Source organism: Pseudomonas sp. R76 (assembly GCF_009834565.1).
GTDB lineage: Bacteria > Pseudomonadota > Gammaproteobacteria > Pseudomonadales > Pseudomonadaceae > Aquipseudomonas.
On the sequence record NZ_CP019428.1, the window covers coordinates 3,223,677 to 3,249,972 of the forward strand.

22 protein-coding genes and 3 pseudogenes are annotated in these 26,296 nt (G+C 52.2%); 12 read left to right on the forward strand and 13 right to left on the reverse strand.

What is annotated here, in order from left to right:
• Positions 1-21: 21 nt before the first annotated feature.
• The 8 genes from PspR76_RS14650 to PspR76_RS14685 form a co-directional block, all read right to left on the reverse strand.
• A complete protein-coding gene (locus PspR76_RS14650; RefSeq protein ID WP_058425979.1) occupies positions 22-1,146 on the reverse strand; it encodes an FAD-dependent oxidoreductase in 1,125 nt (374 codons plus the stop codon).
• Positions 1,147-1,322: 176 nt separating this feature from the next.
• On the reverse strand, positions 1,323-2,432 hold the full coding sequence (locus PspR76_RS14655; RefSeq protein ID WP_159956333.1) for a C39 family peptidase: 1,110 nt from the start codon (positions 2,430-2,432) through the stop codon (positions 1,323-1,325).
• A 56-nt stretch (positions 2,433-2,488) separates the two neighbouring features.
• Positions 2,489-3,997 (reverse strand): leucyl aminopeptidase, encoded by a 1,509-nt coding sequence (locus PspR76_RS14660; RefSeq protein WP_058425978.1) that lies wholly within the window; start codon positions 3,995-3,997, stop codon positions 2,489-2,491.
• Between the two features lie 55 nt (positions 3,998-4,052).
• On the reverse strand, positions 4,053-5,042 hold the full coding sequence (locus PspR76_RS14665; protein WP_201026020.1) for an ABC transporter ATP-binding protein: 990 nt from the start codon (positions 5,040-5,042) through the stop codon (positions 4,053-4,055).
• Complete coding sequence (locus tag PspR76_RS14670) at positions 5,039-6,055, reverse strand: ABC transporter ATP-binding protein (protein WP_058425977.1); 1,017 nt, start codon at positions 6,053-6,055, stop codon at positions 5,039-5,041. Before PspR76_RS14670 ends, PspR76_RS14665 begins: the two co-directional genes overlap by 4 nt.
• Position 6,056: 1 nt before the next feature.
• Positions 6,057-7,028 carry an ABC transporter permease gene (locus PspR76_RS14675; RefSeq protein ID WP_058425976.1) on the reverse strand — a complete coding sequence of 324 codons (972 nt, stop codon included), beginning with the start codon at positions 7,026-7,028 and terminating at the stop codon, positions 6,057-6,059.
• 7 nt (positions 7,029-7,035) lie between these two features.
• Positions 7,036-7,989, reverse strand: coding sequence for an ABC transporter permease (locus PspR76_RS14680; RefSeq protein ID WP_201026019.1), 954 nt, complete (start codon positions 7,987-7,989; stop codon positions 7,036-7,038).
• Positions 7,990-8,128: 139 nt separating this feature from the next.
• A complete protein-coding gene (locus PspR76_RS14685) occupies positions 8,129-9,817 on the reverse strand; it encodes an ABC transporter substrate-binding protein (RefSeq protein ID WP_058425975.1) in 1,689 nt (562 codons plus the stop codon).
• Between the two features lie 155 nt (positions 9,818-9,972).
• Here PspR76_RS14685 and PspR76_RS14690 point away from each other — a divergent pair, with 155 nt between their 5' ends.
• Positions 9,973-10,854 carry a LysR family transcriptional regulator gene (locus PspR76_RS14690; protein WP_159956335.1) on the forward strand — a complete coding sequence of 294 codons (882 nt, stop codon included), beginning with the start codon at positions 9,973-9,975 and terminating at the stop codon, positions 10,852-10,854.
• Between the two features lie 53 nt (positions 10,855-10,907).
• Here the strand turns inward: PspR76_RS14690 and PspR76_RS14695 are convergent, their stop codons facing one another.
• From PspR76_RS14695 to PspR76_RS14705, 3 genes are all read right to left on the reverse strand, one after another.
• Complete coding sequence (locus PspR76_RS14695) at positions 10,908-11,705, reverse strand: gamma-glutamyl-gamma-aminobutyrate hydrolase family protein (RefSeq protein WP_159956337.1); 798 nt, start codon at positions 11,703-11,705, stop codon at positions 10,908-10,910.
• Positions 11,702-12,310: an oxidoreductase C-terminal domain-containing protein gene (locus PspR76_RS14700; protein ID WP_058425972.1), complete on the reverse strand. Its 609-nt coding sequence runs from the start codon at positions 12,308-12,310 to the stop codon at positions 11,702-11,704. Before PspR76_RS14700 ends, PspR76_RS14695 begins: the two co-directional genes overlap by 4 nt.
• Positions 12,311-12,807: 497 nt before the next feature.
• Positions 12,808-13,794 (reverse strand): LysR family transcriptional regulator, encoded by a 987-nt coding sequence (locus tag PspR76_RS14705; protein WP_159956339.1) that lies wholly within the window; start codon positions 13,792-13,794, stop codon positions 12,808-12,810.
• Positions 13,795-13,966: 172 nt separating this feature from the next.
• Between PspR76_RS14705 and ubiA the strand changes: the two genes are divergently transcribed.
• The 3 genes and pseudogenes from ubiA to PspR76_RS31260 all read left to right on the forward strand — a co-directional run.
• Positions 13,967-14,914: a 4-hydroxybenzoate octaprenyltransferase gene (ubiA, locus tag PspR76_RS14710; RefSeq protein ID WP_237235764.1), complete on the forward strand. Its 948-nt coding sequence runs from the start codon at positions 13,967-13,969 to the stop codon at positions 14,912-14,914.
• Between the two features lie 1,082 nt (positions 14,915-15,996).
• Complete coding sequence (locus tag PspR76_RS14715) at positions 15,997-16,314, forward strand: hypothetical protein (protein WP_159956341.1); 318 nt, start codon at positions 15,997-15,999, stop codon at positions 16,312-16,314.
• A 989-nt stretch (positions 16,315-17,303) separates the two neighbouring features.
• A pseudogene (locus PspR76_RS31260) lies at positions 17,304-17,602 on the forward strand (IS5/IS1182 family transposase); the annotation flags it as partial.
• A gap of 89 nt (positions 17,603-17,691) precedes the next feature.
• Here the strand turns inward: PspR76_RS31260 and PspR76_RS14720 are convergent.
• Positions 17,692-18,240, reverse strand: coding sequence for a TetR/AcrR family transcriptional regulator C-terminal domain-containing protein (locus tag PspR76_RS14720; protein ID WP_202982184.1), 549 nt, complete (start codon positions 18,238-18,240; stop codon positions 17,692-17,694).
• A 66-nt stretch (positions 18,241-18,306) separates the two neighbouring features.
• Here PspR76_RS14720 and PspR76_RS14725 point away from each other — a divergent pair, with 66 nt between their 5' ends.
• From PspR76_RS14725 to PspR76_RS31685, 3 genes and pseudogenes are all read left to right on the forward strand, one after another.
• Positions 18,307-19,803, forward strand: a complete 1,497-nt coding sequence (locus PspR76_RS14725) for an FAD-dependent monooxygenase (RefSeq protein WP_159956343.1) — start codon at positions 18,307-18,309, stop codon at positions 19,801-19,803.
• A gap of 105 nt (positions 19,804-19,908) precedes the next feature.
• Positions 19,909-20,003: pseudogene (locus tag PspR76_RS14730) on the forward strand (IS66 family transposase); the annotation flags it as partial.
• Between the two features lie 135 nt (positions 20,004-20,138).
• Positions 20,139-20,805 (forward strand): annotated as a pseudogene (locus tag PspR76_RS31685) (group II intron reverse transcriptase/maturase); the annotation flags it as partial.
• Between the two features lie 161 nt (positions 20,806-20,966).
• On the opposite strand, the gene PspR76_RS14740 reads toward PspR76_RS31685, so the two are convergent.
• Entirely contained in the window at positions 20,967-21,395 is a 429-nt protein-coding gene (locus PspR76_RS14740) for an Rrf2 family transcriptional regulator (RefSeq protein WP_159956345.1), read from the reverse strand.
• A gap of 141 nt (positions 21,396-21,536) precedes the next feature.
• On the opposite strand from PspR76_RS14740, the gene PspR76_RS14745 reads away from it, so the two are divergent.
• The 5 genes from PspR76_RS14745 (at position 21,537) to PspR76_RS14760 (ending at position 26,228) form a co-directional block, all read left to right on the forward strand.
• Entirely contained in the window at positions 21,537-22,424 is an 888-nt protein-coding gene (locus PspR76_RS14745) for an NAD(P)/FAD-dependent oxidoreductase (protein WP_159956347.1), read from the forward strand.
• A gap of 101 nt (positions 22,425-22,525) precedes the next feature.
• Positions 22,526-22,855, forward strand: a complete 330-nt coding sequence (locus PspR76_RS31140) for a hypothetical protein (protein ID WP_202982185.1) — start codon at positions 22,526-22,528, stop codon at positions 22,853-22,855.
• Positions 22,856-22,941: 86 nt separating this feature from the next.
• Entirely contained in the window at positions 22,942-23,553 is a 612-nt protein-coding gene (locus PspR76_RS14750) for a reverse transcriptase domain-containing protein (protein WP_237235765.1), read from the forward strand.
• A 527-nt stretch (positions 23,554-24,080) separates the two neighbouring features.
• On the forward strand, positions 24,081-25,004 hold the full coding sequence (gene dapA, locus PspR76_RS14755; RefSeq protein WP_159956349.1) for a 4-hydroxy-tetrahydrodipicolinate synthase: 924 nt from the start codon (positions 24,081-24,083) through the stop codon (positions 25,002-25,004).
• Positions 25,005-25,007: 3 nt separating this feature from the next.
• Entirely contained in the window at positions 25,008-26,228 is a 1,221-nt protein-coding gene (locus tag PspR76_RS14760; protein ID WP_159956351.1) for a pyridoxal phosphate-dependent aminotransferase, read from the forward strand.
• Positions 26,229-26,296: the final 68 nt, after the last annotated feature.

Below are 26,296 nucleotides of genomic sequence, written 5' to 3' on the forward strand. Positions count from 1 at the left end.
CCGGACGGTTACGTCGCCAGCTTACCTTTCGCCGTTGAACATGCTGACCAAGCTATGGGGGGATTCGCCACCAAACATCAACTCGTGCAGTTCATTACCTTCAGCGGCTGCTTGTGTGCCGCGCTGGAACATGGCTTGTTCGTATTCGTGCAGGGCGGTTTCGATGTTATCAGGGTGTGAAACGATGGCTTTGCCGAGTTCGGCCCCGTCGTATAATGCAAGGTTGGCACCTTCTCCATTCGGGGCGGCAAGGTGTGCGGCATCACCAATCAGCGTTACTCCAGGTACTCGGTTCCATCTGTGCTCAACCGGTAGAGCAAAAATCGGGCGCCATACCAACTCGGTGTCACTTTCTGTAATCAGTGCAGTGAGGGCAGGGGACCAGTCTACAAATTCCTGTGCGACCCTTGCGGTCGCCGCTGCCTTATCGTTGAAGTCGATCGCGGCAAACCAGCTTTCGGGTTTGGTGAGCGCTACGTAGGTGTGAAGCGTGGCGTCAGCCTCACGATGTGCCTGAATTCCTTTTCCTGGCTGAAGTGCGAATAGCGCACCTGCACCTACCGCTTTGGCCGTTGCGGGATGCCGGGTGTCGCTGTTATATAGGTAGCTTTCAACTAGCGACCGTCCCATGTACTCGGGAGCAGCGTCGCTGAGCAGAGGCCTGACCCTTGACCATGCACCGTCCGCTCCTACTAATAGGTCGGTGACAATATTACTGCCATCGGCGAATGTGACCTCGTGCCGGCCTTCGCCAAGGGAGCGCACTCTATTAACTTTGTGCCCCCAACGCACGGTACCGGCAGGAAGAGAGCGGAGAAGCATCTTTCGGAGCTCGCCGCGCATGACCTCTGGACGACCACCGCTGCCCTCGTCGGCTTTGTCGAATAGAATTTTTCCTTTGTAATCAAGTACGCGAGTCGCCTCGTGCCCCTCCATAATCAGGTCTCGGAAATCCTCAAACAAGCCTGCTGCTTGCAAAGCCAGTTGGCCGTTGTAGTCGTGAATATCGAGCATCCCGCCTTGCGTGCGAGAGTTTGCCGATGGCTCTGCTTCAAAGACTGTGACTGCGATACCATGGATGCATAGGACGCGGGCCAAAGTGAGACCGCCTAGTCCTGCGCCGATAATTGTGACGGAGAGGTTCATAGCATACCTATCAGATATAAGTGAAGGGCCTGCGACGCTCGCTTTATGATTGATGGCGTCGCCACTGGTTCTCTAGCACCTCGCAAGCTCGTTGCTTAACGCTTTTCAAGCTCTACTGGTGACAGCTAATTTGACAGTCTCGCGGAGCTTATTCTCCTCTTCAATGTACAGTTTGTTTATGGCGCGGTCGCTGGAACGGCTCGGTATACGGCGACCTGGTCTGAACCTATGGTTTCTTTCAACACGTAGGTCGCCCCGTCTTTGATTTTGACCTTCCAGTGTTTTTTCGCCTTTGATGCTTTTGCGTTAAAGTCCGACTCAGGCACGTTGTCGAAGCTGTCATATCGGTACAGGTTGTACTCCACGTCTGGCTTGAGCCCAGATACAGTGACAGTCAAGTTGATCTTCGCGGAAGCAGGACGAGTATTGGAGCCTTCGCCCATGGCCGGTTTTTCTTCATTCACGTCGGTTTTCAGACGAACCGGCAGCGTCTTGCCGTCTCCGTCTATAATCCCGGTAATGGCCACGCCATAGTTTTTTACGCCGCTAGGCAAAGAATACACCGGTCGAGACTCGTCGTTAGCCTCTTCGCGGTTCGCCTGAAAGGCCCCAAACTTGAAGCGGTAAAGGTATTTCGGTTTTCCATCGGGCGACCACAGACCGTTATCGCTGAACGCAATGACGTCATCAGCGTAATAGGTAGCAGGCTCGGTGACCGGTTGTGTGGACGAAACGCCAATGACGGGAACGATATGGTCGTATTCATCATCACCAGCGCCTCCATCTTCATTTTCGAATTGGGAAAAGTTTTCATAAACGCTGATGATGACCGGATAGCCCGACACCACATTACCTTTTACCCATGCCAGGAACTTATTGGCGTTCGGCGTGGTAACGCTGTCCCACTCAACAGCTTTCAAGCGCATTTGAGCCGCGGCAGCGCCATCGTTCACGCCCAGTAGTAATTGGCTGCCACGTTTGGATTGTTTGGTGTTAGGGCTGGCAATTGCACGGGCATCGAACTGTGAGACGTATTGGCCATAGTAGAGTCCAGCACTGATGAGCGCCGTTTCACCGCAATAGCCATAGTTCGCTTCCCATTGAAGACGTGGGGGAATGTCGTTCATTTGGGTACCGTTTTTTGTTGCGGTTATAGTTGCTGGTTTGGACTGGGTGTCTGCTGCATAGGCTATTGAGAAAGGCGTACACAGGGCCAAAGCCATTAACAGACACAGAGGTCTTGGAGGCGTGAAGTGGCTTTTCATGGGCATGCTGAAGTCAAACATTCTTATCACCTTTACTGAGTGGGTTGAGAAGTGGGGTATTGATCCATGTCGAAAAGTCAGCGTGCTGACAGGTCATGCGTTGTCTCCAAGTCACGCACCAGCCGATCCAGCAGACGTACGCCCCAACCCGTGGCCCAGCCTACGCTACGTGAGGATTTAGCGACTTCGTGAGCGGGCCCGGAAATGTCCAGATGCGCCCACGGCACGTCATTGACGAAGCGTTGAATGAAGTTTGCCGCTGTGCTCGCACCGCCAGAGGGCGCGTCGGCATTGCGCATATCGGCTATTTCTGAATTCATCTCCACATCGAAGTTCGGCCCCATTGGCAGACGCCACACCAGTTCGCCAGTTGCACTGGCTGCGTGTTCAAGTTGTTTGGCAATTCCGTCATCATTGGAAAAAAGCCCAGCGCGGTCGTGACCAACAGCGGTGACAACGTCATAGGTCAACGTGGCCAGGTCGATCATAAAGCTGGGCCGAAACTTGGCTTGCACATGCCATAGCAGATCTGCAAGGACGAGGCGGCCCTCATAATCAGTGTCGATGACCTCAATGGTCTGGCCGGACAGCGAACGTACGATGTCCCCTGGACGTTGGGCCTTCCCGCCTGGCATGTTTTCCACCAATCCAATCGCCCCGATGGCATTGATCTGCGCTTTGCGACGCGCCAATGCCAGCATCAGGCCTGTTACACAAGCAGCGCCGGCCATGTCGCCCTTCATCTCAGCCATCCCTTCAGCCGATTTGATGGAGAGACCACCCGCGTCGAAACACACGCCTTTACCAATGAATGCACAGGGCGCCATGTTCTGATCGATCGCACCGTTCCAGCGAAGGATTGCAACATGAGTCTCTTCTGCCGACCCCTTGCCAACCGCCAACAACGCCCGAAATCCAAGACGCTCCAAATCTTTCTCGCGCAGAATCTGAACCTCAATACCGGCCTCGCCAAGTGCACCTGCGCGCCGTGCAAACTCCGAAGGAGTCAGCACGTTCGCTGGTTCATTGACGAGAGAGCGAGCCAGCTCTACGCCTTCGGCGACGGCCGATTCGCGGGAGTATGCAACCTGGTCAGCATCAACTGATCGTGTCAACAGGGTCACCCAGCGTTGCTCAGGTCGCTGGGGCTCCGGCTTGTGTGTTCGGTAGATATCGAAGCTATAGCTGCCGAGGCGGAAGCCCAATGCCAGTTCTGCAGCTGCATTGGTTGGGTAGTGACTGCTTTGTGGGAACTCTACAACGATCAGGAACCGCGCGGCATAACCGGCCACTGCCGCTGCCCGACCGCCCAGTTCGACTGGATCGAGCGTGCCGTCACCAACGCCTATAAAAATCACACGGCGGCTGTTGATTATGAGCCTCATGCTCTCGTCGGCCTTGCCGCGAAACCCTTCTTCAGCAGCGGCTCGTATCAGCAACGTCGAGTCTAGGTCGCGGAGTAATTGAGTGCTGACCGGCCCAAAAGTCAGCGCAGCCCCCACAAACACGATTAGCGTCGCCTCAGGCTCAGCATTCCAGCCGGCCGGGCTGAGATCGGTGAAAGAAATGGTCAGTGATCCAGACATGGTGATGCCTACAGAATAGGAATATTAGGTATGACAGTCTTGGGGCTGTTCATCGTCAGAGGGGGAAGTGACACGCCACCTGTCGACCTTCGTCAAGACTGCTCAACAACGGACGCTCGACTCGGCAGCGATCGCGTACGGCGGGACAGCGTGGATGGAAATGACACCCTGCGGGCGGATTGGCCGGGCTGGGAATTTCACCCTTCAGCACGATGCGTCCGGCGGCCTCGGTATTTCTGAACCGGGGCAAGGGAATCGCAGATAGCAACGCGCGGGTATAAGGATGTGCAGGGCGCTGAAACAGCCTATCCGTTGGGCCAATCTCCACAATCGCTCCGAGGTACATAACAGCGGTGCGTTCCGAGACGTGCCGTACCACGCTCAAGTCATGGGCAATAAATAGGGTGGTCAATTCGAGCTGCTGGCGCAGGTCGTCGAACAGGTTGACGATTTGCGCCTGTACCGACACATCCAACGCAGAGACAGGTTCGTCAGCAATGATCAATTTGGGCCGCAGGGCGAGCGCGCGGGCAATCCCTATGCGTTGTCGCTGCCCACCGGAAAACTCATGGGGGTATCGATCAAGAAAAGACATCGGCAAGCTGACGAGGTCCATCAACTCTTGCAAGCGACGGGCAATCCCGGCTTTATCCGCAACCTTATGTACCCGTAGCGGCTCGGCCAACAGGTCGCCAACACGGCGCCGAGGGTTGAGTGAGGCTGCCGGGTCCTGAAAAATCATTTGCATATGCTTTCGCAACGGTCGTAATTGACGCTGTGAAAGCGGCGCAACGTCGATGCCGTTCAGCATGATGCGCCCGCAGGTCGGTTCGTACAGACGCATCAGGCAGCGCCCCAGCGTGGATTTTCCACAACCGGACTCACCCACAACTCCAAGGGTTTCTCCAGGGAATACTTCAAAGGAAACGTTGTTCACGGCTTGCACAATCTGCCGCTTGGCCATGGCAAAGGTCTTGCTCAGATGCTCGACGCGAAGCAGCGGCTCGACGTTATTCATGGAAGACGAGGCATGTGGTGCTTTCATAAAGAGGCATCCAGGTTGACCAGCGGTTGAGGGCGCAAAGCGCCTCGTTCGTTGCTTCTTAGCCAACACAAGGCTTCGTGCGAGTGCTCAGCCTGGCGAGGAGGCGGCTCTGCGCAGGATGGGCGGCATGCATGACAGCGTGGTCCGAAGACGCAACCTGAAGGACGGTTGTCCGGTTGTGGGGGAGAGCCGGGGATCGTGATAAGCCGATCCGGACGCGGACCTGTCAATGGGGGTATTGAGTCCAGCAGGCCCCAGGTGTAGGGGTGCCAGGCATCATCAAAAATAGACTGGCACGACGCCTGCTCTACAATGCTGCCCGCATACATGACCAGCACGCGGTCCGCTATTTCAGCGACAACGCCCATATCGTGGGTGATCAGCACGATGGAGGAGCCGAAATCGCGCCTCAGTCGTCGCAAAAGATCCAGCACTTGAGCCTGGACGGTCACATCCAGAGCGGTAGTGGGCTCATCTGCAATCAGCAAGGCCGGGTTGCACGAAAGCGCCATGGCTATGACCGCACGCTGGCGCATGCCGCCTGAGAGTTGATGGGGATACTGCTCGGCTATTGCGCGAGGATTGGCAATGCCCACCTCACCCAGCAGTTCAACAGCGCGGTTCCAGGCAACGCGCCTCGACACACTGGTGTGGTTTTGAATCTGTTCGATTATTTGTTGGCCAATGGTGTGTACCGGTGTCAGTGCCGTCATCGGGTCCTGAGATACCAGAGCAATCTGGCGTCCTCTGATCTGATGGAGCGATTGTCTGGAGGCGCGGAGAATATCTTGACCTTTGAACAGCGCGGTTCCTTCAACGGTGGACGAGCGTGGGTCGAGCAGCCCCAGCATGCTCAGCAGCGCCACCGTCTTGCCGGAACCGGACTCCCCTACGATGCACAGCGTTTCCTGCTCATTCACTTGGAACGAAATTTTGTTGATGATCTCCACCGGACCTTTACGGCTGGCAAAGGACACGCACAGATCACGCACATCCAACAACACAGAGGTCATTTCAATGGTTCCTTACGCGAGGGTCGAGCCACGCATAGGTCATATCGACCAACGCATTGGCCAGCACTACGAAGAATGAGGCGTACATGACGCTTGCCATGATCACAGGCAGGTCCAGGTTCTGCAGGGAGTCGTAGGTAAGTTTCCCAACACCATTGAGGCCAAAGATCACCTCAGTCATGAGTGCGCCGCCACCCACCAGCGCGCCGAAGTCCAGGCCAAACATGGTGACGAAGGGGACAAGCGACATTCGCAAGGCGTGATGGAGTAATACGCGGGTTTCCGACAGGCCTTTTGCCCTCGCGGTGCGTATGTAGTCTTCTTGATAGATTTCGACGATATTCGCCCGCAGCACTCGCCCATATAGGCCGATAAACCCCAACGCCAACGTGAGCCAGGGCAATAGCAGAACCTTGAACCAGCCGATCGGATCCTCCAATAGCGGCACATAACCAAGGGCCGGTACCCAGGAAAAAAGCCATGTCTCGTGCAGCCGATTCTGCGAAAGCAAATTGGTCATTTCGCCGAGCCAGAACACCGGAATGGCCACTCCGGTAAGCGAAAAAATCATCAGCAGACGGTCGACGGGGCCGTGGCGAAAAGCAGCGGCGACGATGCCCACAATGAGCCCCCCGATCACCCAAAAAAACGCTGCACCGAATACCAGAGAAAGCGTTACTGGCGTGGCTTCAGTGATTGCGGGCACTACCTTAAGGCCGCGATTGACGAATGACACCAGATCCTGGGTGACGAAGAGTTTTTTCATCATCACCACGTATTGCACCGGCAGAGGTTGATCCAGGCCGAAGTCAACGCGTACTGCGGCGAGCGTTTCCGGGGTGGCATTTTTGCCCGCTATGCGCGCCGCCGGATCGGAGCCCGGCGTGGCGAAGAAAATTGCAAATACCAGGATACTGATGCCCAGCATCACAAACAGCATCTGGAGAAGGCGTTGGAATAGGATGGCTGGCATGCTGGCCTCAAGGTCTCAATTTAGCGCGTGGATCAAATGCGTCACGTACGCCATCGCCCAGAATGTTGAGTGCCACAATGGTGACGATTATCGCCAGCCCTGGGGCGGTGGATACCCATGGACGGCTGTAGAGCAGGCTTTGGCCGTCACGGATGATCGTGCCCCAGCTCGCACCGGGGGATTGAACGCCAAGGGACAGGAAAGACAATGAGGTTTCCGTGGCGATGCTCAGCGCCATGATCAGGGGCACAAACACAATTAATGTGGTGATCACGTTGGGCAGGATGTCCCGCAGCAGGATGCGCCAAGGGGGCACACCGAGGCCAATGGCTGCGAGCACGAATTCGCTTTTTCGGAGGGCGAGCACCTGTCCCCGAATGGGCCGGGCCACGTACGGCACATAGATGATTCCAATGATCATGATCGGAATGACCAGGCTGCCGGAACTGATAACAAAAGGCCCAAGTTGGATGTGCGTTGTCAGCAGCACGATGGAGAGGCAGATCGCAAGCAGATAGATCGGAAACGCCCATAGCACATCCAGTGTGCGGGACAGTATCTGGTCAACCCAGCCTCCAAAAAAGCCTGCGCATATACCCAAGACTGCAGCCAGTACCAGCGTGATCAGGGTCGAGACGCCCCCAATGAGCAGCGTCGCTTGCCCGCCATACAACAAACGTGACATCACATCACGACCTTGCTCGTCGGATCCCAAAAAGTACGCATTGAAATGCCAGGTCGGACCGATTGGAATTACGCCAATGCCCAACCCCTCCATATTGGGTGCGAGTACAGAAATGCGTTCGCCATCGAGTGTGATCGCTCCATCCAGGTTGGAACTGAATGCGTCCACTCCCACAACCCGTTCGGCATATATCGGCGCCAATAGTGAAGCGCCGATTACCATCAGTAACACGGTTGCAGCGACTATCGCCAAGCGGTCGCGCCAGAGCTTCTGCATGGCCTGGATCCAGGGGCCAGGTGCAGGTGGGCTCGTCAACTCCGTCAGGACGGGCAGCGCGGACAAGATGCCAGGTTGGGCTGCGGCATGGTGTTCCTGTGCTGGACACGTGCGCGCCTGCTCGGGTGGCCTGCTCATTTTATTGCACCCACGCCAGCGTGTAAGCCCAGGCGTTCGTCGCCGTATAGAACTGGAAATTACCCAAGCGCTTGGAGACTAGTGTCACTTGTTTCGGGTTGAAGAGGGGGATCAAGGGGGCTTGCTGCATCGCCTCCCGATCAATCGCGGACCAAAGCTCGCCGGCCGCTGCTGGGTCAGTGCTGCCAAGCAGCAATGCCTTATCAATACTGGCCTGCAAGGCTTTATCGCAGAAACCGGACATATTGGGCGACGAATCAGACCCCGGACGGAAGGACTTGCACCCAAGCAGTACATTCAGGAAGTCGCTGGCAGCGGGATAGTCGCCATACCACTGAGTGACAGACATCTGGACTTTATTGGAAGAGTTCTGAATGTAACCGTATTGGATATTTGCCGATAAAGATTTGACGCTGGCGTTGTAGCCGATGGCGTTGAGAGTGCTCTGCAGATAGGCACCGACGTTGCGAGAGATATCGCCGTCATCAATCACCAGCGTGACTGCCTGACCTTTGGTTCCCGACTCTTCAACCAGCTGTTTTGCCCGTTCCAGGTCTGGTGCGGACCATTGGCTGCCAGGGGTTTTGCCGTAGAGACAAAAGAGCTTATGCCCTTGCACGCCTGGTGGAAGCACTTGGCAAGTAGGGCTGGCGAGGTTACGTCCCCCGAAAAAATTGATCAGCGCTTTGCGATCGATGGCATACGCCAGGGCCTGACGTGCCTTGGGCGAATCAAACGGTGCCAGGTTGACGTTAAGTGGCAGGTACCACAACGCCAACTGCGGATCGAGGTGAACCTGGCTTGAGAACTTCGTACCGATTTCCGCCAGGCGAGTTACTGGCGGCTGGTCAAACATTACATCGGCCTGGTCATTGGTGACGGCGTTGATCTGGGCATCAGCCGTCATGCCAAAGTGTAGTTCAAAGCGGTCAGCGTAGCCGTCCGGCTGAGCCTCTGCGCTCCACTCTTTGAAATGGGGATTACGAACCCATACAAGCGACTGGTTCGGGTCGTAGCTCTGGAACGTATAAGGACCTGTTCCGGGTATTGGCTCAATCCCTGCATCGCGTGGAGCGGTCTGCGCCGGCAGGATCGAAGCGTGGGGCATCGAAAGCTTGTGAAGGAATTCGGCATCTGGCGCGGTGAGGTTGATCGTAATGATGCGGTTCGCTTTGTCCGCTACGACTCCGCCATCAAGGGTGCAACCGGCGGCGTTTGCAAGACAGGCGTCAGCGCCGACGATCCCGTTGAACCATGTGCCAGAGGTTGGGCTCGACACTTTGAAAATGCGTCGCAACGATGCCACGACGTCATCAGTGGTGAGCGGCTGCCCATTGGAGAACGTTATTCCGTCACGCAATTTGAGCGTATAGGTTTTGCCTTCATTCGTTACAGTGGGCATTTGCTCGGCGAGGTCGGGGACCACGTTCAAACTCTCGACACCGCCTGCCTTTTTGAAGGTCACAAGACCATCGTAAACACCCGAATAGTAATTGTTGTAGAGCGGGGCATAGTTGATTTGAGGGTCGAGCGTGCCGCCCGCCGACTTGGCGATTAGTCGTACCGTTCCGCCGCGGTGCGCTTTCATCAGGGCGTCCCGACTTTGATCCGCCTGCGAGAGGCTTGGCAGGAGACCGAGCGCCATGAGTGCGACGGTCAAGGAATATAGAACTTTGGTGTTTCGCGCCATCTATCTCGTCCTCATGCCAACACTTGCGAGGCGGCTATTGCTGATTTCACTATAGGTAATCAGTAGCCAGTCGTTTCACGGAACATAGGGCGATACCGTGTAGATGTGAAATTTCTTTTGTTGTAGATCAAAATAAAAATTGCTTATGATGAAGAATGCTCAAATATGCCCATAGTTTCTGTGTCCTTGCTCAAGAGCTGCACTTCAGCAGGGCCGCTTCACGTCTGCACCTCACGCAACCGGCGTTATCCCACCAGATTAAGAAGCTGGAGGAGGAAATTGGCTGCACGCTTTTAATCAGATCGCCGCAAAAAGTGATGCTCACTGAGGCTGGCCTCATTCTGGCCAGGGAGCTGAGCGTCGCGCTGAACCAGATGAACAATGCTGTCCAGCAAGCTCAGGATGCAGAGCGTGGCGATGCAGGCGCTTTGGCAATTGGTTATTGCGAACTGCCGGAAGCCGGGCGTATGTCACTGATCATCCGGCGCTATACGACGATGTATCCGGGTGTCGACGTGACGCTACGCAAACTTTCCACCAACGATCAGGTTTCCGCGCTTACCACGGGTTCCATTGATATCGCGTTTCTTCACCCCCCCGTGAACGCTGTGCAATTGGTGATGCGGCCCGCTGGCGATGAGTGGATGGTGGCGGTGCTGCATGCCAATCATGTATTGGCTGACCGTCCGACGTTGCGATTGGCACACCTTAAAACTGAACGTTTGATTGTGTGTGCCGAAGAAACCGGAGCTTTTATGTACAATTCCATATTGGCTGCCTGCGGCAGTGCGGGATTTCAGCCGAGGCTGCGTGAAGAAAAAACCAGTTGGCATACAATGCTTGACATGGCGGCCTCAGCCTTAGGAGTCGCTTTTGTTCCCCACTCTATGAAAGGTTTGGGCAATGCGAATTTAGTATTTCGCGTAGTAGATGACCTGAATGTAAAACTGGAAACAGCGATCGCTACGGGAGCGGAACCAATTCGCCCAGCAGTAAGTCGGTTCCTCGAGGTCGCGCGCGAGTGTCTGGCTAAATGAAAAGCGGGTGTGTCATAAACGGATGCTACGGTGCTTGAACTGCAGACTCACAATTAAGACGCCTGATTGCCTAGCCGTTTTTGCCGTCTAATCGCTTGATAGTCGTGGCAAGCGTCTCCGAAGGCTTTAAACAATGCGGTCGATATACCGTCATCAAGCACTGCCTCCGGGTGCCACTGGATTCCTACAGCGAATGGGTGGCCTTTTACACTTGCGGCTTCCACAAGACCGTCAGGCGCTACTGCCTCGATGGTCAGTCTATCAGCGATCCTATTGACTCCTTGGTTGTGTAGAGAGTTGACTCTGACGTGAGTCTTGCCTGTCAAGCGATGAAGAATAACTGCTTCGGTCAATTCGACGTCGTGCTTATAGCGATAACGAGAAACCAGGTCCTCTTTGGGGTTTTCGCGGTGATACTCCTGTCGTCCCGCGGCATATATATCAGCATTGAGCGTTCCACCAAGAGATACATTCATCTCTTGGAAGCCGCGACATATGGCCAGAACTGGTATGCCGCGAGCGGCAGCTGTAGGCAATAAATTCAAAGCTACGTGATCACGTGCGTGATCCGATAACATGGGTAAAGCGGTATGTTCTCCGTAGCGGAGCGGATCAACATTTGATGCTCCTCCAGGGAAAAGCAAACCATCGAACGCATTGAGATAGGAATTATCTTCTTCCGTGAGCATTGCGGGAATGAGCACCGGATAAACTCCTGCAATTAAGACGAGCGCCCGTAAATAACTGTGTTTGACCGTGTGCGAGTCGTGATCCTCGATCAGTAATCGATCGCACATGACACCTACAATCGGACGGTTACATTCGTAGGCGTGCTGAGTGATTTTGTTCATGAGGCTTGTTCTTGAGTAGCGCACGTTGAGGCAAAGATTTTGAGTGTGAAGTGCTTTTTTTGAACCTGATGAAGTGTGGGTGTCGACCCATTGGTAAGCAGTCGACGTGCCAACATGTGATCCTGCGGGCTGTTTACGCTGTCAACAGCGATTAGGCCGCCCTCTCTGAAGTAGTAGATTGAAAACTTACGATCTTCGACTGAGCCAGTTAAGACCTGATCCGTTGAACCGTTATGGAGGCCAGCAATCTGCAACTTTAGATCGTATTGGTCCGACCAAAACCATGGTAGTGATTTATGAGGTGCAAGGGCGCCAGTCAAGGTCTCAGCTGCGACTTTTGCCATATCGATTGCATTCTGAACTGACTCAATGCGGGACAATCCATATCCTTCCGCCAGCCAATGGCAATCGAACGCCGCGCAATCCCCGGCCGCCACGATCAGCGGATCGCTGGTACGTGCAAAAGCATCCACAACAATACCGCCGTGCACCTCCAATCCACATTGCAGGGCGAGTTCCACATTAGGAATTACTCCAATACCCACCACGACGATATCGCACTCAAGCAGCGTACCGTCGCTAAGTTCAACGGCATCACATGTCAATATTGCTCAGATGAACCTCAGTTATGCATTGGAGCGGCCTGAGGCCTTTATTAAGCTAGTGCCCTCTTTTCGCCTCGTTACCGAGGGAGGGATGTAGTTCTTCTTCAGTTCCTTAGTTATGTTGCTCGGCGGCAACCGCTGATCTTCATCACTGCCGGCGCCGACATTGACTTGCTTTCTATGATAAATGCCGCGAGGTGATCGAGGGCGCCGTGCTTTGAGAGAAACTGTTCGGTTGGATTTGGACGCGGGGTTTTGGGTGTTCATACCATCATTATCAGCCCATGCCGAGCCGAGTCTAAGCGTTTCCATTTGTTGACCGGGCGGAGCGTTCATTCTATAAAACTATTAAGCTTAAGCCGGTTATGCTAAATACTGATGGGGTGTTGATGAAATTATGTTCTTTGGATTGGCACGATTTAAGCTCACTCCGACCGGGTTCTGCCCTAGCGTAGTCCGCCACGGTGATGATAAAGCTATTTCCTACCCCCCCCCCCTTACTGTTGAGATAGAGTTACTAGCTGATTGCGAAGCCATATATGCCCCGGATCATTTGCTTTTTGAGCATGCCAAACGGCTTCCAACACCGACGTTTGCCCTGGATAGGGTAACGGTCGATAGTGAAGACCAAATCTTTCCTGAAATGCTTGAGCCAATGGCTCAGGTACAATTCCCACAAGGTCGCTGTCAGCTAGCACTTCAGGCAACGCCAACGAATGAGGTAGTGTAAGTGCATAACGGGGTGTCTGCCCAATTGATGCAAGCGCATGCTCCAGACTTTGCCGATCGAACATATCTGACTGGCGCGCTAGACCGCGCTCTGATATGAAACCGTTGACCGCGCCTTCCTCCTGTCCACCTACCGATATAACTGCCCACAGTTGCCCCGCAAGATGATCAAGAATGATCTGCTTATTTGACAGGAGCGGGTGATCTCTACGCATTACCAATACATCCCGCTGCTGCCAGAGCGAAACACTCTGTACCCTTTTTGGGAGATCAGCGAATGTTCCAAGAACCAGGTCAATTCGTCCCACATCGATTTGATCTGTTAGATCCAGGCGCGTAGATGGGCGCACCACCAACTTAATTCCAGGGGCGGCAGTGGAGAGATGCTTAATAACGCGTGAGAGTAGTACTGACGTGACGTAATCAGTGGCAGCTAGTGTGAACGTTCTCGACGTAGTTGCAGGATCGAAAGTCTCAACCCCTACCGCGCTATAGATTAGGTTCAACGCGTCCTTGATCGGTCCCGAGATTGCCTGAGCACGAACTGATGGTTCCATCCCATTGGCGGTACGGATGAATAGCTCATCCGACAGAGACTCACGCAACCGACTGAGTGCGTGGCTTACTGCTGATTGACTCAAATTGAGTTGCTTGCTAGCCAGCAGAATACTTCGATTTTGATAAATAGCGTTAAACACTCTTAGTAAATTCAAATCGAGTCGGATTGTGCTAGGCATTACATCGTCTGAAATCATAGTGCATATCCTGCATTTTGCTAATGTAAATTCTTCTCTTGCTTTGAATCACCCAAACAGTTTTTCTTAAGCGAAGGCGTTGACACGTCAGCACGCTATCATACGCGCTTGCAGAATTTAGTGTCTAGAAATTGAACCTTTCTGTGCGTGGACTGGATAAGGTTTAGGTCTTATGGGTGCAAGCATTAGAGCTAAGAGTACGGCTACGTTGAAAAATGATATGGATTTGAATGATATTCACCACAATGACTTTGTGTCTATGTATTTGCCATTATCTTGGCAGCCTTATGCGAGACTAATGCGTGTCGATCGGCCGATAGGCATCTGGTTGACTTTATTTCCTGCTTTGGCTTCATTGTTTTTGAGTGGTGGGAAAATACCCGAATTCAAACAGATTTTAGTATTTTCAATTGGGGCGTTTTTGATGCGCAGCGCTGGTTGCGTGATTAACGATATATTTGATAGGCGCTTTGATGCTTATGTCAGTCGCACTCGCTCTCGTCCTCTTGCTAATGGATCATTGAGGTTAAATAATGCACTTGTCTTTTTAGCAATACTTCTGGTAATGGCAGCTAGTCTGCTTATATTTCTCAGCTATGCTGCTGCACTCTTAGCGCTTTGCTGTATACCTTTGATGTTTTTCTATCCATTGTGCAAACGTTTTACTCACTGGCCACAAGCGTTCCTAGGTGCTACATTTAATTGGGGTGTACTTATGGCTAGTGTCGAAACGGCGGGTAGCATCACTCAGTGTGCTTTGTATCTGTGGGTTGGTTGTATCTTCTGGCAGCTTGGTTACGACACCCTATATGCTTACAGTGATCGCTTGGACGACTTGCGTTTAGGGTTGCGTTCTACAGCCGTTCTTTTCGCGGATAACGGAAAAAAATGGGTTGCAGGCTTTTATATAATGGCGATGTGTTTTTGGCTGATAGCAGGGCTAACCTCAAGTGGGTCATGTTCATTTTTTATTTTTCTTATTCCAATGTCGATGATGCTGCTCTTTCAGGTTTCACAGTTTAATGTTGGTAGGCCGGATAACTGTAATTATCTGTTTAGGTCAAATTTCCATATTGGGACTCTACTTTTAATAGGCGCGTTCTCGGCAGTTATATGTTAGCTTGTTCTTCTGTGTTGATAAAAGTTTGATGGGTTATACTTCCTGCCTGTTCTATGCGGCAGAGTCAAGTTGAAGGGTTAATATTCATAGCTTTGTGTTTTTCTGTAAGTTTTGTTTCGGTTAATTTGCAGGTGAATCTGGTTGTGGACTCGAAGGTGAGTACTGCAGACACATGACTGGGTGACTGCTTTCATCGAGGTCGATCTCCTATGGATTGCACCTCGCTCGAAAAGTATGAGCTGTTCCAGCTGGCATATCTAAGCATGTCAAATAATTGCATAAGCATAGCTCTGCTTATTTGTTCCAGCTATTTATGTAAATAAAGGAGTGGTTTGAAATGAAAAAATTTACACTTTTCGTGGCGACTGTATTGACAGCCTTTCCGCTATTATCCGCCTTAGCTTCAGATGGATCTGAGGCACTAAGGCGCTGGAAGGAAGCATTCGATAATGAGCAGCATCGACTAAGGCAGGTGTCTCGACAAGATGAAACTTTCACATGCGTTCACTCGTCTATCCAGCATACCGAAAAGCCTTCAGGTCCTTAGGCGCTGGTCGCTGCTAGCCAGCAGACAAGGAACCCGCGAACATTGTCGGTCTACGCACAGCTCTTGGAACTCAATTGAGACTGCTGATTCAGGGGGGGGGAGGGCAAGGTATTTTTCGATTGATTTTCTTAATCGTTTGGGGAGATTCAATGTTTGATTTGTACTTACTCAGGTTTTGCGCTTGGTGGAAATTGACGAGGTGCTGAAATAAGCTCCTCGGCATGGCTTCGGGTGTCGCCGCTGCAACCCCGTCGCGGATGTGATACAGCCTTAACCATTCCAATCCTGCGCTCCGAACCTTCCAAGGGTGCATCATTGGGCGTATCCTATTGTAGGACTGTGGACATCTACAAGAAAAAATAGGGATGTAAACGTGACCCACCTTTTCGCCAGTTAGAGGACGGCGTCTGTCTATTCTTTTTTTTTGCTATGATCAAAGATACAGGAAGTTTTATCCAGTTGTGTCGTTGCATTTGGCTATTACCCATTGATCTTGTCATGTGAATTTAACTCTAAATTGATTAGGATGTTATTCATGCTGGTAATTGAAGGGAGTCTGGCAGATTGCAACCAAAAATGCTCGTTTTGCTCTGAGCAAAAAGCAACAGCGTTGTGGATGGGAGATATTGATGTTTTTGTATGCTCTATTTGTGCTGTTGAGCTCTTACCTCAACTTATGGCAGATGCTATTGTGGGGGCAATCAATATTCAAAATTTACAAAATTTGATGCAGGCTTCACACTCAATACAGAAGGAAAGGCTAATTTTGGAGCGTTTTCACAAGGCTTTTAGTAGCGCACTGATTCGTAAAATTCGCATTGAATCCGGTAGTCTTGATGATCCCGATAAATAGATGGGTTTTAGGATTGGGTTGATTGCTGGTACCCTTTCTGAAGCTAGTTTCCTAGAGTTTTTCTTGTTTCGGCACTTTGGTTGTTAAGGGCCATATAACTGTCCTCAGATTTGACGGGTTCAGGGTGAGGGCCCTGTTTGTGTACCATTCTTCAATTTATAACGTGCCCGTCGTTCCAGTATTAATAGTTAGGCGGTAATCGAATAGCCGGTTTACTCAGCTATTTGAGATAGAACATCATGAAAATGCTTTTACCGCCGCATCACTGGCAAATATTGTTAGCTCAGTCTCGCTGACTTTGTCTAATGTCTTGAACGTGTGCCACATTGTTTCTTCGCCCCGGTCTTGTTCTCCTGGGGGGCATCGGGTTTAAGACTGCGGAGGCTTGGTATCCAAGTCACGAGCTAACTGGCATCCCGTTAGGCTCAGCTTTTGCACTTTCGTCGGTTGTACTTGTTGATTCTCTACGTTTGCCGTGTCGTATGCCTATGCCTTGGCGGTTTTCTTCTGCTCTCTGAAACTATCTGATTATCGATAACCGCATGGGTCTAGTTGCGCCTTATGTATGTCCGTCAGGGAATTGCGCGTCCAAGCCTCGCAGGAAAACTCTTTGTTTTGATCGCGCCCGCGATAACGATGTAAAAGCTGTCTGCTGTCTCGTAATGGACTGAGCGCACAGTTGGCAATAGAGCTCTAGCAAAATAATTACCAATAACAAGTGATGATATTCAAGCCCGAAGTTTGAGATCTCGCCGTACTGCGTCATGATCTCGCGGCTACGGTAATGCAAGGAATCCACCGGCGACTCCAGCAGCTTCTGAAGCATCCCTATGGTTGCGGGAGCCTCGACGTAAATTTGGAATATCACTCAGCCGAGTTTGAACGTGTGACGTCAAACTGGCTAACAACCGCCCGACTGTAGTCTAGAAGAGCTGTTTCTAACGATGCCTCCAACTCGATTTACTCAGAACTCTGCAGGGGGGGGAGGCGACAATCGTGACCGCAATTTCACCAGCGCCACCTCTTGTGGCGAATGGGAGAAATTGAATCGAGTATCAACCATTACGTGAAGGCACTCGATTCTGCTGATCGACACTGGCAAATTCCGACGTGGGGTTAGAGGAGAAAATCGCCAAGCTCAAAACTTGTACGAAAGAGCTTAAGTCGATCGAAGTCCCGCTCAACGGCTCACCGAATAAAACAGGTCTCACTAACCTTTCCGGAGAGCCATTCCATGATGATATGCAGCACCGGATGCGCTGATTATAACTTGGAGACAGCAGTCGATAAACACTCAAAATGCTGATATGTCAGCGCTTTACCCTGTTTCGTCACGAACGCTTTATTATGACATACAAGTTTTTTCAGAAAAATCTATCATCGCAGCTTGCTGGCAAGGCCCTCTACGAAAATAGACATTCCCGCATTAAATATATGTGAAAACTCATCGGCTGAGAAATTTCCTCCGTAGTCAGCCTGCTCCTCAAGCACACTGCCAACTGTGTAACGGCTCGCAGCAAGCATTCCTGTTCGTGCATCAGCATATGAAAGGCCCGCCGCCCGACACAAGAAAGCCAGTTTCAACTCGAGTCGCTCAAGATCTGTCCCATGCGGACGTGTTCCCGCGTGCAATCGCGCACCGTCCCGATGCGCGAGGAGAGCGATTCGAAAATTTTTCATATTAGCTGTAAACCATTGGCGCCAATCGTCATCAAGCTCAGGTAGTAGATTGCTTCGGTGCTGGGCCATGGCAGCCTCAGCCATGGCAGACATCAAATCAGCCTTGCTTTTGAAGTGCCAATAAAGCGCTGGCTGCTCGACGTTCAGCCGCCTGGCCAGGTGACGTGTGCTGAACTGATCGATGCCGACCTCATTCAACAACTCAAATGCTGCGCCAAGCACAACCTCACGATTCAGACGAGCCACACTTGCTTCCTTATCAGTGATAAAGTATATCGGTGATAAAGATATACCCAATGCTGGAGTCTGCCCATGAAAAATTGCGAAACAGCTCAAAATCAAACGGTGTTGATTGTCGGAGGCGGGATCGTTGGACTGTCCGCTGCACTCTTCCTCCAGCACCACGGTGTACCGTTCACCTTGGTCGAGCAGGGGGCGGAACTTTCGGCCTTACCGCGTGCTCGCGGATTTTCGGCCAGGACGCTTGAGCTCTATCGATCCATCGGATTACAGGGCCCGATCGAGCGAGTAGCGGCTACGGCCTGGAAACAAGGGGCTTTCGGAGGCGCCCGTCGAGGTCGGTCGCTGTTGGAGTCGGAACCGCTGCCGCTTGCCGACATAGGCAAGCTCCATACCTATGCGGACCCATCACCATGCCAACTGACCGCGTGTCCCCAGACACTAGTAGAGCCCGTGCTCCTGGCGGCCCTTCGGGAGCGCGGAGGCGACATGCGGTTCAGTGCAAGGTTGGTGCGCTTTGAACAAGATGATCAATGTGTCCGCGCAGTCATACGTAATTCTGATGCCTCGGAAACAAGGATTGATGCTGGCTATCTTTTCGCCGCTGACGGCGCAAGAAGTGAGATTCGTCGCTCACTTGGAATCGCACGGCAAGGGATTGAGCCCAATCGCCATTATCTCAATGTCTACTTCGAAGCTGATCTGACTACCGACGTCGCCGGAAGAACCTTCAGCCAGTGTGAGGTCGCTAACGGTATAGTGTCAGGTGTTTTCCTGGCCATGAACAATACGACACGCTGGTCCTTTCACATTTCTTATGACCCCTCCTCTGAAGATCCGGAACGCTGGTCCGAAAGTCAGATCATCTCAATGATCCAGGCTGCTATTGGCTATGACCTTCCAGTGCGACTTCTGCAGCGGTCCGCCTGGAATACGCGCGTGAGAACGGCAGACAGCTATCGGGTTGGTCGGTGCTTTCTAATGGGTGACGCAGCGCATACGATGCCCCCTTGGGGCGGATTCAACGCGAATACCGGCATAGCCGATGCGTATGACCTTGCCTGGAGAATAGCGTACGTTCTGAAGGGACAGGAGTCCCCTTCGATTCTTAATTTTTACGAGAAAGAACGCCGCCCGGTAGCGATACGCAACGGAGAGCAGGCTTGGCTGCGTACAGATTTCGAGGCGCGCTTTCAGATTCAAACGGCTGCAAATGCGCAAACGCACGCACGATTGATCGATTATGGAGCTCTGCAGATGCGCTATCGTTACGGCGCTAATGATACCGTCGACGCGTTGCGCGCCCAGCCAGGCACACGCTTCCCTCACACTTGGATTGAATGGAAGGGCGAGCGTCACTCGACCCTTGACCTGTTTGGGCGTTCATACGTGGCGGTTTGTGGACCTTCTGCCGAAAAGCTAGCTGATGTGGTCTCCTATCGAGTAGGAGACGACTTCCGTTTTCTGGAAGAAGGTTTTGATTGGCGGCAACTTACGGGCTTGGAAAATGATGGTGTGGTCATGGTGAGGCCCGACGGTATCGTCAGTGCTGTGAATTTGGATTCGTAACTACCGCGAACAGGGACTTCGGAACTCTTCGTTTGTCATTTAAGCAAATGAGTTCTGTCATTTTGTATGCATCGGCTTGAGAACTGGGTGGCGTTGTAGTCTATAGGCACCGTGCCGATAGACAACAACCATATCCAGCAGCAAGTTCGACCTTGGGCTCTTGGAAGAAAAACTGGCTATTTGCCGGTTCCCTACGCAGCGTGTGAGTGAAATTTTGGAGTTGTTGCCGCATTGAGGGCAGCCGGCTTAGCTGAGCAAGATGGCATGCCCGGACGCTTAGTTCGCCAGTTAAAGCTGGCAGAGAATAGCCGATGAAAGTTCGATACTGGTAAGAAATGGTGAATCAACCAGACTCCGAGTCATGCACGTTGCACCTCGAGGTGCAGGGTGAAGCGTTGACAGGGGAAACCGATGGGCTAGCCATTGAGCCGGGTACTCAGGAATTCGGGATGCCGATGCTGTTAAGCGAAGCAGAAGGCAATACGGAGCATGACGTTATACGCCAGTCATGCTCTGATCCCGTGCGGTCGGAGACCCTGTGCACGTCGGGAAGTCCTTTGCACAGAAACTGGTAGATCTCATGGGTGCCCGATACGCAAGCACCGGGCGGAGCAGGAAAGGCCAAAAGCCGTAACCCTGCTGCCCACGCTGATGAGAAGTCGGATACGTCTGTAGTACCTGAGAAACCATCGAACAAAGGGCCTTGCCCTGCGCCGCGATGCTGCGGTGGGCGTGGACGGCATGTCGTGGCGAGACTATGAGGAAGGTCTTTTCCAGCGCGTGACCGAGTTGCACGGAAGACTTCACAAAGGAGCCTTCCGGGCAACGCCATCGCGGCGGGTCTATATTCCCAAAGCTGATGGTAGGCAACGCCCGTTGGGTATTGCTTCTTTGGAGGACAAGATCGTACAGCAGGCAGTTGTCACTGTTCTGAATTCGATCTATGAGGAAGACTTTCTTGGGTTCTCGTATCGGTTTCGACCGCGCCGCAGTCAGCACGATGTGGGTAATTGCACAGACTTGCCCACCTATTTGCATTCGATCTGACCAGTCATTTGCATCGGATTTAACCAGCATGCTTCGTGGCCCCTTCCGGCAAAAGCAGGCATCCGCACATGCCGTTTCGGCCAGGTGCTTCTAAACGCCGCTCTGTAGATCACGGTTTACAGACTTTGATAGCGCCGTTCGAAATCACTGGCCAGCTGTTCAAGGGTGACGCTCCCCAAGCGATCTATAAGCAATGCCTGCGCCGCATCAAACGCTTCGGTTAGCGCAGCGTTCACCGCTTGTTCGACCAGGCATTCTGGATGGTCAGTCGACAAACCGATGGCGAAAAGCGAGGACGAGCCCAAGGCCTGATGGATGTTCAACAGTGTCATCTCTGCTAGTGGTTTCGCCAGCGTCCACCCTCCACGGTGTCCCTTTTCTGAGCGCACATAACCTTCTTCCTTGAGCAGCGCCATGGTCCGCCGAACCACCACTGGGTTGGTACCGAGCATCTGCGCGATGGTATCGGACGTGGCGGGCTGTTCATGGCGAGCCATGTGGATCAGGACGTGCAACATGCGGGACAAGCGAGTGTTATTTCTCATGAATAGCGGATTCCTGAATTACTGGCAGTGAGTATCGCTCGATACAACATAAGTTACGAGACTGTTGACACGCCGGGATCATGTAACTTACGTTGTTTCTAGAGTTCTTCGAGCAGGTCGAAGAACCAGGGAGACTGACCTATGGTTTATGACGTGATCATCGTTGGCGGCAGCTATTCCGGCATTTCCGCAGGTTTGCAACTGGCACGGGCGCGCCGGAAGGTGTTGGTGATCGATGCAGGTCAACGCCGCAACCGATTTGCTCACAGCTCACATGGATTTCTTGGGCAGGACGGTCGTAATCCCGGCACGATTGCCAGCGAGGCACGTGCTCAGTTGCAGGCATACCCCACAGTAGAGTGGCTTTCACAACCCGCCATCCAGGCAAGGTCGGACGATGGTGGATATGTGATAACAGTCGCGAATGGGGAACAATTCGCGGCGCGGCATTTGATCCTGGCCACAGGGGTGGTGGATGAGTTGCCTGAGGTTCCCGGATTGTCAGAGAGCTGGGGTCAGCGGGTGTTTCATTGTCCGTATTGCCACGGTTATGAATTGGACGGCGGACCGATTGGAGTATTGGCGGCTTCGCCAATAGCCATCCACCAAGCGCTAATGTTGCCCGACTGGGGACCCACAACCCTATTCCTCAACGAGATACTCGAACCTGATGCCGACCAGTTGGCAAAGCTGGCCAGGCGCGGGGTGGCGGTGGAGCGCGAACCTGTTCTGTCGGTTGGAGGGGAACAAGCCGATGTGACGCTCGCCAGCGGTCGTGTGATCAAACTTGCAGGGCTGTTCACTCAGCCTCGGACACGCATGGGCAGCCCACTGGCGGCGCAACTGGGGTGCGAGTTTGAAGCCGGCCCGACGGGTGAGTTCATCAAGGTCGATGCGATGCGCCAAACAAGTGTCTCCGGCGTATTTGCCTGCGGGGATGCGGCAATAGCCGCAGGTAATGTGGCAATCGCTGTGGGTGATGGTGCACGCACGGGCGGCGCGGTACACCAGTCACTGATCTTTCGCTGAATAGGTTTAGTAAGCGGACTCAGCGATGATGCATCCACCACCGTGACCGCTTTGGGTAGTTCTCTGACGGTCTTCACTACGGCCTGTGCTGGTCAGGTCGAATGCAAACGGTTGGTCAGCACGGATGCAATTCACTGGTCAGTGGCAATGCAAATGGGGGTTCAAGTGGGGTGCAATTTCGCAACGATGCGCTGGATGCGTTAAGGGTCGCGCTGAAAAGCCAAAAGATGAACTGGATATTGGATGCGGATATCACGTCGTTCTTTGATGAGATCGACGATGAATGGGTGCTGATGTTTCTGGGGCACAGGATTGCAGACCGGCGCTTGCTCGGGCTTATCTGCAAATGGCTTCAAGCGGGTGTTTTGGGGGATGGCCGTAGGGTGGCTGCGACCAAGGGGGCGCCCCAAGGCGCCCCCAAGGCGCAGTGATATCAACGCTCCTGGCGAATATCTATCTTCACTACGGGCTGGATCGATGAGCAAGGCAGTGGCGCGAGCGCCACGCGCGTGGCGATATGATTGTCGTGCGCTACGCGGATGACAGTGTGGTGGGGTTCAGGACGAAAGTGCAGGCTCAGCAGTTTCTGATGCAGCAGCAGGAACGGTTGGCCAGGTTCGGCCTATCGCTCAATGCCTCGAAAACACGACTGATTGAGTTTGGTCGTCTTGCTGCGAGAAGTCGTAGAAAGCGAGGTTTAGGTAAACCGGAGACATTTGACTTTCTGGACTTCACGCACTGTGGTAGTACCAACAGAAGCGGTGGGTTTCAAATACTGCAACTGACGGTCAAGAAGCGAATGCTTGCAACGCTACTGGCTATCCGGGGTGAGCTGAAACGCCGACGTCATGAGCCTGTTCGGGTCGTGGGTCAGTGGCTTAACCGGGTTGCCAGTGGGTACTTCAATTACCACGTGGTGCCGGGAAACCTAATACGTCTTGACGGTTTTCGGTTGGCGGTATGCTGTCTCTGGCGGCAAGCCCTCAAACGTCGCAGCCACCGTCATCGGCTTCAATGGTCACGCTACGGACGCCTTGCCGACCTCTATATACCAAGACCGAGAAATGCACATCCTTATCCAGAGAATCGCTTTGCGTCACGTACCCAAGGCAGGAGCCGTATGCGGTAGTTCCGAACGTACGGATCTGTGCGGGGGCGGCAGGTAACTGCCGTTCCTACCGCGGCCGTTTCATGATCGGTCAAATCCACTTCAACGAGTCTGGGCCACGTTAGTACTTTAGTCACGATTAATTCGGTTCGTGAAACGTCAATCCCAACTACGCTCTCTAAATTCAAGGATCCGTCATGCCTGAGGTGAAAGCTATCACGGTGTTTCGACGGGTAGTTGAGTCGCTCCAGTATTGGTGTCGTCGCCTGCCGTCACCAACGCAACCGATGTGCCTAAGCACCTAGCGCCCGATACTGCGAGGGCAATCATCGAGACCGCACCCTACGCTCACCAACGGGCATGCGGTGCGCTATTTATTCAGATTTGAGCCTTTTATTCGGACGAGGATCGACAAGGCTTCCTGTGCCTCCCGAAAAAAAAATCCTACTTCGCACGAAAACTCTTGAGATTTTGTGTCGCGCGGCGTAGAAACTAGTTGTGATTTTATAGAAACCAATACTAATTAAATAGCAATTTGAAGGGTCAAGATGTCACTAATTGATGGAAAATTGCGCGGAATTGTCGTCGCCACAACGACCCCATTTTCGGCGGACGGGAGAGTTTGCAAGCAGTCTTTGCAGAATCATGTGGATTATTTAATAGGGCAAGGGGCCGCTGGATTAGCTCCTTTGGGAGGGACGGGGGAGTACCCCGCACTATCAAGCCAGGAACGTATTCAAGTGGTTGAGTGGACGTGTGAGGCTGCGCGTTCCCGCGTACCAGTCATCGCAGGTGTTTTGGCGACTGGATATAACGATGCGATCTATGCAGGTCAGCAGGCCAAAAAAGCCGGCGCAGACGCAGTAATGCTAGTGACGCCTTTTTACACGATCGGTGAAGATGAAGGCGTCTACGAATATTTTGCAAACTTCCAGAAAGCTATCGGTATTCCTATCATTTTGTATGAAATACCACGTAGAACCAATGTTGAGTTAAGTGCTGAAATAATTGCAAAAATGGCAAATGACGGTGTCATTGTTGGCATGAAGTATTGCGGTCTGAAAATCGACAAGTTGATTCGGATTGTCCAGTTGGCTGGAGACAAATTATCCATTTTATCTGGTGAAGAATCGCTATTTCTTGCACATCTTGCTATCGGTGCAAAAGGCGGCGTACTTGCGGTGGCCAATCTCGATCCGGGTGTTTGGATCAATATGCAGAGTTTGGTAGAGCAGGGACAGATGGCAGAAGCAATAGAACTGCAAGCTAAATACTCAGCTTTGATTTCAGCAATATATTCAGAAATGAACCCGATCGGATTGAAGGTTGCAATGCGAGCTATTGGCCTGGAACACACTGGTTCTGTTAGATTGCCACTTACGCCTGCGAAAAATACAACCGTTAATAATGTAATGAAAGCGCTAGCCGACTCTGGCATGGCAAAAAACATTAAAACAATAACTGAGCATTAAAAAATGGAAAACTCTCTCATCACCGGTGTGCGAATATCCAGCAGAATGAAAGAAGTTAAAACCTCTAAAATCTATGAGTTAATTTCAAAAGTGATCGATTTGAATGCAAGGGGCATAGTTGTTCATGCTCTTACTGCAGGGGAGCCTGATTTTGATACGCCTGAACACATAATTGCCGCAGCAAAAGAAGCAATGAGGGCCGGTGTTACACATTACACACCTGTACGTGGTTCGTTAGAGGTGCGGGAAGCAGTTCTAAATAAATTTTCACGTGAAAACGGGCTAAATTTCGAAGATTGCAACATAATGGTTGCTACGGGATCAAAGCAAATCATCGCCAACGCGTTCGCTGTTACATTAGAGCCAGGTCAAGAGGTTTTACTTCCGACGCCTTACTGGGCTGCGTATACGGGAATGATTTATGCTGCCGGCGGTGTTCCTGCCTATGCAATTACAAGCCGGAAGAATGGCTACAAGCTAACCCCAGAGCTACTCAGAAACAGTATCACGCCAAAAACGCGATGGCTGGTTTTGAATACTCCAAGCAATCCATGTGGAATTATTTATTCCACGCAAGAGTTAGTTCAGTTAGGAAAGGTACTCGAAGAGTTTCCAAACGTTTATATTTTATCGGATGAAATTTATGAGAAAATCAACTATTCAGATGATCATCACGCATCGATTGCTAAAACCTGTCCTGCGCTCACCAACAGAATTATAATTGCTAATGGTGTATCTAAAGCGTATGCAATGACTGGCTGGCGATTAGGTTATGGGGCCGGGCCTTCTGATATTATTAATGCGATGGCTGATTATCAGTCACAAACGACACTAGGCCCATCCTCGATAAGTCAAGCAGCAGCCGCCGCAGCGCTCAACGGACCAACAGACTCCCTCGAAAGAATGGTGGATTCTTACAGGAGTAGGAGAGATCTGGTAGCAGAAATTATTTCAACCACAAATAAAATTCATATGCACAGTCCGCAGGGGGCTTTTTATGCACTACTTGATGTGAGTGACTCATTAAACAACAGTATGATTTTTAGAAATTCCCAACGCAAAGATGAGGACTTCGCAGCATGGCTGCTGGATACTCACCGTGTTGCAGTTGTTCCCGGCTCCCCATTCGGAGCGCCTGGCACTGTCAGAGTGTCCTTCGCAACGGACCGTGAAACAATTGAAAAGGGACTCTGCAAATTGATCAAGGCCGTTGAACAGATTTAGCGAAAAAACTGCAAGATATTTTACAGCCTCGGTAATGCTCAATAATCCTGAGTGTGCAATGTCAACTC

Coding starts and splice junctions, on each gene's coding strand:
- PspR76_RS14650 (WP_058425979.1), bottom strand. CDS start 1,146: ATGAACCTCTCCGTCACAATTATCGGCGCAGGACTAGGCGGTCTCACT.
- PspR76_RS14655 (WP_159956333.1), bottom strand. CDS start 2,432: ATGTTTGACTTCAGCATGCCCATGAAAAGCCACTTCACGCCTCCAAGA.
- PspR76_RS14660 (WP_058425978.1), bottom strand. CDS start 3,997: ATGTCTGGATCACTGACCATTTCTTTCACCGATCTCAGCCCGGCCGGC.
- PspR76_RS14665 (WP_201026020.1), bottom strand. CDS start 5,042: ATGAAAGCACCACATGCCTCGTCTTCCATGAATAACGTCGAGCCGCTG.
- PspR76_RS14670 (WP_058425977.1), bottom strand. CDS start 6,055: ATGACCTCTGTGTTGTTGGATGTGCGTGATCTGTGCGTGTCCTTTGCC.
- PspR76_RS14675 (WP_058425976.1), bottom strand. CDS start 7,028: ATGCCAGCCATCCTATTCCAACGCCTTCTCCAGATGCTGTTTGTGATG.
- PspR76_RS14680 (WP_201026019.1), bottom strand. CDS start 7,989: ATGCAGAAGCTCTGGCGCGACCGCTTGGCGATAGTCGCTGCAACCGTG.
- PspR76_RS14685 (WP_058425975.1), bottom strand. CDS start 9,817: ATGGCGCGAAACACCAAAGTTCTATATTCCTTGACCGTCGCACTCATG.
- PspR76_RS14690 (WP_159956335.1), top strand. CDS start 9,973: ATGCTCAAATATGCCCATAGTTTCTGTGTCCTTGCTCAAGAGCTGCAC.
- PspR76_RS14695 (WP_159956337.1), bottom strand. CDS start 11,705: ATGAACAAAATCACTCAGCACGCCTACGAATGTAACCGTCCGATTGTA.
- PspR76_RS14705 (WP_159956339.1), bottom strand. CDS start 13,794: ATGATTTCAGACGATGTAATGCCTAGCACAATCCGACTCGATTTGAAT.
- ubiA (WP_237235764.1), top strand. CDS start 13,967: ATGGGTGCAAGCATTAGAGCTAAGAGTACGGCTACGTTGAAAAATGAT.
- PspR76_RS14715 (WP_159956341.1), top strand. CDS start 15,997: ATGCTGGTAATTGAAGGGAGTCTGGCAGATTGCAACCAAAAATGCTCG.
- PspR76_RS14725 (WP_159956343.1), top strand. CDS start 18,307: ATGAAAAATTGCGAAACAGCTCAAAATCAAACGGTGTTGATTGTCGGA.
- PspR76_RS14740 (WP_159956345.1), bottom strand. CDS start 21,395: ATGAGAAATAACACTCGCTTGTCCCGCATGTTGCACGTCCTGATCCAC.
- PspR76_RS14745 (WP_159956347.1), top strand. CDS start 21,537: ATGGTTTATGACGTGATCATCGTTGGCGGCAGCTATTCCGGCATTTCC.
- PspR76_RS31140 (WP_202982185.1), top strand. CDS start 22,526: ATGCAAACGGTTGGTCAGCACGGATGCAATTCACTGGTCAGTGGCAAT.
- PspR76_RS14750 (WP_237235765.1), top strand. CDS start 22,942: ATGATTGTCGTGCGCTACGCGGATGACAGTGTGGTGGGGTTCAGGACG.
- dapA (WP_159956349.1), top strand. CDS start 24,081: ATGTCACTAATTGATGGAAAATTGCGCGGAATTGTCGTCGCCACAACG.
- PspR76_RS14760 (WP_159956351.1), top strand. CDS start 25,008: ATGGAAAACTCTCTCATCACCGGTGTGCGAATATCCAGCAGAATGAAA.